This window comes from Nocardia sp. NPDC055029 (assembly GCF_053608525.1).
The window spans coordinates 1-4,990 of the sequence record NZ_JBSGVQ010000079.1 but is presented as its reverse complement, the minus strand read 5'-3'; the positions used below and the strand labels follow the sequence as shown (position 1 = coordinate 4,990).

General features: G+C 69.1%; 6 protein-coding genes. 4 read left to right on the top strand and 2 right to left on the bottom strand.

The window, feature by feature from the left end; translation table 11 throughout:
- Positions 1-35: 35 nt before the first annotated feature.
- Both ACWF9G_RS34190 and ACWF9G_RS34185 read right to left on the bottom strand, forming a co-directional pair.
- On the bottom strand, positions 36-659 hold the full coding sequence (locus ACWF9G_RS34190) for a superoxide dismutase (protein WP_189031919.1): 624 nt from the start codon (positions 657-659) through the stop codon (positions 36-38).
- 141 nt (positions 660-800) lie between these two features.
- Positions 801-1,412: a hypothetical protein gene (locus ACWF9G_RS34185; RefSeq protein ID WP_452520359.1), complete on the bottom strand. Its 612-nt coding sequence runs from the start codon at positions 1,410-1,412 to the stop codon at positions 801-803.
- A 368-nt stretch (positions 1,413-1,780) separates the two neighbouring features.
- On the opposite strand from ACWF9G_RS34185, the gene ACWF9G_RS34180 reads away from it, so the two are divergent.
- The 4 genes from ACWF9G_RS34180 (at position 1,781) to ACWF9G_RS34165 (ending at position 4,939) form a co-directional block, all read left to right on the top strand.
- Positions 1,781-2,140 carry a rhodanese-like domain-containing protein gene (locus ACWF9G_RS34180; RefSeq protein ID WP_379309225.1) on the top strand — a complete coding sequence of 120 codons (360 nt, stop codon included), beginning with the start codon at positions 1,781-1,783 and terminating at the stop codon, positions 2,138-2,140.
- 82 nt (positions 2,141-2,222) lie between these two features.
- The gene (locus tag ACWF9G_RS34175; protein WP_452520357.1) at positions 2,223-3,200 is read left to right on the top strand and encodes a DUF4328 domain-containing protein; all 978 of its coding nucleotides are present in this window, start codon (positions 2,223-2,225) and stop codon (positions 3,198-3,200) included.
- Entirely contained in the window at positions 3,197-3,964 is a 768-nt protein-coding gene (locus ACWF9G_RS34170) for a glycerophosphodiester phosphodiesterase (protein ID WP_378848681.1), read from the top strand. Before ACWF9G_RS34175 ends, ACWF9G_RS34170 begins: the two co-directional genes overlap by 4 nt.
- A gap of 54 nt (positions 3,965-4,018) precedes the next feature.
- The gene (locus ACWF9G_RS34165) at positions 4,019-4,939 is read left to right on the top strand and encodes a DUF5926 family protein (RefSeq protein ID WP_379309227.1); all 921 of its coding nucleotides are present in this window, start codon (positions 4,019-4,021) and stop codon (positions 4,937-4,939) included.
- Positions 4,940-4,990: the final 51 nt, after the last annotated feature.

Sequence of the window (4,990 nt, the reverse complement as noted above, 5' to 3'; positions counted from 1 at the left end):
CGGCGAAACCGCGTCCGGGCCCGTCGAAGGGCTTCTTAACCGAAGATGAGGCCCTTGCCCTGGGTCACGGCGCGGGCGAAGCGCTCCTGCACGTCGGCCCAGTTGACGACGTTCCAGAACGCGGTCACGTAGTCGGCCTTGACGTTCTTGTACTGCAGGTAGAAGGCGTGCTCCCACATGTCGACCTGCAGCAGCGGGATGATGCCGATCGGCACATTGGCCTGCTGGTCGTACAGCTGGAAGGTCAGCAGCTTCTGGCCGAGGGTGTCGTAACCCAGGACGGCCCAGCCGGAGCCCTGCAGGCCGTTCGCGGCAGCGGTGAACTGCGCGCGGAACTTGTCGAACGAACCGAACTGGTCGTCGAGCGCGGCGGCCAGGTCACCGACCGGCTTGTCGCCACCGTTGGGCGAGAGGTTCTTCCACCAGATGGAGTGGTTGGTGTGGCCACCCAGGTGGAACGCCAGGTTCTTCTCGTTCAGGAAGATGGCGGCGTGGTCGCCGGCCTCACGGGCGGCTTCCAGCTTCTCCAGTGCCGCGTTGGCGCCGGCGACGTAGGCGGCGTGGTGCTTGGTGAAGTGGATCTCGTTGATCTGTCCGGAGATGTGCGGCTCCAGCGCGCTGAAGTCCCAATCGAGTTCGGGCAGTGTGTAGACGGCCACGATGTCCCTTTCCGTGTGTCGGGCTGTGTGCGCCCATTCGGTCGAGCACACCAACCATCATTCGTACACCCGCTCGCTGCAACCGCAGGCGTGTGGTCCCTCATTCCCGGGACAGGGCGGGTGGTGCCGAATCGGCCCGGATTACAGCGGAGGGGCGACGTCGGCCTTGGAAGCCCTGGTGTCGCCGGAATCGTGTGCGGCCCACCAGCGGCGACCGCCATCGATGAACTCCGCCATGGGGATTTCCTTGCCACCGAAGTCGGTGACGGTGATCTTGTCGAACCAGACGCGGACATCGAGTTCCCGCGGATCGATGCCCTCTTCCTGGGAGAACTCGATGACGTGCGCGGCGATGCGCTGGTCGAGCACCGTGTCGAAGCTGAGCAGCTCGCTCCACAGTGTCCAGCCGCTGTCGTCGAGATCGATGAATTCCCAGCCGTGCAGCCCGCCGCCGCCGAAACTCTCGATGGCTTCGTCGAGTTGGTCGAGGGTCAGCGGGAGGACCCTGGCCTCGATGTCGTCCCAGCGCTGGATGCGCAGGGAAGCGGCGACCCGGGTGACTCCGGTGAAGGTGAGCAGGACTTTCGCCTCGGTCGGCGCTGGTCCTTCGGCGGGTAGCGTCAGCACCTCGAGAGCGAGTTGCAGCCGCCCCGCCGTGGCGTCCACCTCTACTCCGAGACAGGTTGATTCGGACAAAGCGGTATTCAGGCCGTTGATGTCGAAACTGTCGAGTAGCCCCCTGCTCACGTTCATGCGCTCAGGCTACCGATCTGGCCGCCCAGATCCCAGGATTTAGGATTTTCTCTAGTGATGTCGTTTTTATGGAACCGAAACGGCCCGGCTCGCGTCCAAGTAGATGTCGGGACCGATGCAACCGCGGAATCCCGACGTCAGCGGCGAGCGGCCGCTCCGGGATGACATGGAGGGGAGTCCCGGATCGGCCGTTTCGCCGACTGGCTTCTCCGGCTCCACGTCGGTTGATAGCCCACGCCTCACGGTTGTGTGCTGACCGATAGCTGAGACCTGTGGATCAAGTTGTGGATTCTGTGGATAACCCCCATCCATCCACAGACCGCGCACAGCCTCGCCCCCCGTCGCTTCCGACATGGCAGGATCGAGGCGTGACGAGCTCCGATGTCCCCACGGTGCCGGTGGGTGCGGTACCCGCCGCGTTCGACAACGCCGAGCCGGTGGCAGGCGCCCAGCTGCTCGACGTGCGCGAACCCGACGAGTGGGAGCTCGGCCACGCGCCGGGCGCGATCCACATCCCGATGGTCGACGTGCCCGCCAGGATCGACGAGATCGACATCGACGCCGAGGTGTACGTCGTGTGCAGGCAGGGCGGGCGCTCGATCGAGGTCGTCAAGTACCTGGCCCACGTCGGGTACGAGGCAGTGAACGTCGCGGGGGGAATGGTGGCCTGGCAGCAGACGGGCCGCCCGGTGGTCGCCGACGGCGAGCACGAAGCCAAGATCTACTAGTCCGGAACGGGGTGCGCGGGTGAGTTCGGTGGTGCAACCATGTGCACGCTGTGGCGCGCGGTGGGCCGTGCAGGGCGCGCCGATGCACTGGTGCCCCCGCTGCCGTGGCGTGCTGCTTTCGCCGGGCAAGGTCGACGCGCCCGCCTCCCAGCGCAACTACCGCTGGGTCGCGCGCAGGCCGGATCACCGCATCCGCAAGGCCGGGGCGTCGACCACGTCCGCACCGCTCGGCCCGACCCCGCGCTACACCGAGATTCCGCGCTGGGGCCTGCTCGATCCGCCGCCCGCGCCAGGTCGCGCGCCGGAGCGGCCGCTGCGTGGCATCGCGGCCAACCGCGATCTGCTGCTTGTCGTCACCGCGCTGGCGTTCCTGGTCGCGGCCTTCGCCGAATACGGCCGGTACCTGATCCTGCTGCGCAACCGGACCACCCTCATCCCCAGCTGGCTGCTGTGGATCTCGGACATGTCGGTGTGGGTGTTCGGCGTCATCGCGCCGCTGTGTGCCCTCGCCGCGGCGCTCGCGCTGGTCGCGTGGCTGATCGAAGCGCGTCGCGCGCGGTTCGCCGCGCAGGGCAGGCGCGATCCGCGGCGCCGGTGGTCGCTGATCCTCGGCTGCCTGGTGCCCGGCGTGAACCTGATCTGGCCGGGCGTCTTCCTCACCGAGCTGCTCGGGCCCGCGGCCGATCCGCGAGCCCTGCGGGCCGTGCGGATCTGGTGGGCGGCCTGGGTGCTCAGCGGCCTGATCCTCGTCGGCGCGACGCTGTGGCGTGACGCGTCGACCCTGCAGGCCGAGGCCGACGGTGTCTCGTTCACCGCGTTCAGCGATCTGTGCGCGGCCGGTTTCGCGGTGCTCACGCTGTGGACCGTCCGTCAGCTCGAAGGCCGCGACCTGCGTGGCGCGCCGCGCGCGGCACACCGCTGGGTGATGGCCGCCGATCCCGCCGAGGTCGTCATCGCCCCCGTCCAGCCCGGTGTACCTGCGACCGGGCAGGATGAGGTTGAACGCGCGCATCCCGCCGAAACAGGCGAGAATACGCAGGAGGAGGTTGTGGCCAAGTGAGCCAGGGCAATCGCGCGCCATTCGTTGTCGCGCACCGTGGTGCGTCTGCGGCGCGCCCCGAGCACACCCTCGCCGCCTACGAGCTGGCGCTCGAACAGGGCGCCGACGGCGTCGAATGCGACGTCCGCTTGACCCGCGACGGGCACCTGGTCTGCGTGCACGACCGCACCGTCGACCGCACCTCCGACGCCACCGGCCTGGTCAGCGAACTGACCCTGGCCGAACTACGCGACATGAACTTCGGCACCGACGACGCGCCGTCCGGTGTCCTCGCCCTCAGCGATCTGATCGGTCTCGTGCTCGACTGGCGCAGCAGGCCGACCAAGCTGTTCATCGAGACCAAGCACCCTGTGCGCTACGGCGCGCTGGTGGAGAACAAGGTGCTCGCCGAACTCCAGCGTTTCGGGATCGCGACGCCCGCCTCGGCCGACCACTCCCGTGCGGTGGTGATGTCGTTCGCCGCGACCGCGGTCTGGCGGATCCGCCGCGCCGCCCCGCTGCTGCCGACCGTGCTGCTCGGCGAATCCTCGCGCTTCCTCGGTGGCGGCGCGGCGACCACCGTCGGCGCGACCGCCGTCGGCCCTTCGGTGAAGACGCTGCGCGAGCATCCCGAACTCGTCGACAAGGCCGCCGCCGCGGGCCGCGCCACCTACTGCTGGACCGTCGACGATCCCGACGACGTGACATTGTGCGCCGACCTCGGCGTCAGCTGGGTCGCCACCAATCACCCCGGCCGCACCAAGGCACTGCTCGCCGGCGTGTGAGTTTTCCGCCGGGTCGCGCGCAACGACATCGCCACCCGGCCATAAACTCTCGCCGTGGGTAAAAGCAAGCGGAACAGTCCGAAGCCCGACAGTAATCGGGCTCAGCGTCTCGCCGAGCGGCGTGCGGCGCAGGAGCAGGCATCTGCGGCCCCGACGCGGCCGTTCGAGGGGCTTGCTGCCGAATGTGATCTGGTGGCGCTGCGGGAGTTCGTGCCGTCGGCGACCGCGACCTTGAAGCTGGTGCCCGGCGTCGCCGCCGAGCGCTCGGTGACGCTGGCGACGGTGCTACCCGGTGCGGTGGCCGCGCTGGTCCGCGCCGGCGACGAGCCGGTCGGCTACGTCGGCACCCAGATGCAGCACCAGGGCACCGACCCGTCCGCCGATATCGCCGCGGCGATCCTGTGGACGCAGTCCGCCGAGCCCGGCGAGTCGCTGAACTCGGCCGAGTCCGTCGACGGCGGTCCGCGCCTGGCCGACGTCATCGATCCCGGCGCCGACCTCGAGCTCACCGTGCACCAGGACTTCGACTGGTGGGTGCCCGAGGGCGTGACCCCCGATCCGCAGGTGGCGGCGACGATCGAGCAGGCCAAGCAGGCCATCATGCCGTCGGCGCGACTGAACCTGGGCGGCGACGGTGTCGGCGCGGCCTGGTGGGTCGACGCGGGCGAGAAGGCGCATGTGCGCTGGGTGCGTCCCGAGGACGAGGACACGCTGATGCTGGCGCTGGCTCGCGTGCACGCCGCGGGCGGCCTGCACATGGGCGAGGGCTCGCGCTTCGCCGGTTCGTTCCGTACGCACGGCCTGCTGGTGCCGGTGTTCGACCTCGATCCCGAGCGGCACCCCACCGAGTGGGAGGCCCCCGCCCGCGAGTTCGGTGCGCGGCTGGCCGAGGCGCTGGCCTCGGATGCCCCGATGACGGGCGAGGAGCGCCGTTCGCGCGACGGCCTGCGTTCGCGTCAGGTCACCCTGCGCTGAACTCGATGACATAGAAACGCAGAACGGATTCGGCTCGCGCTGTGCGCGAGC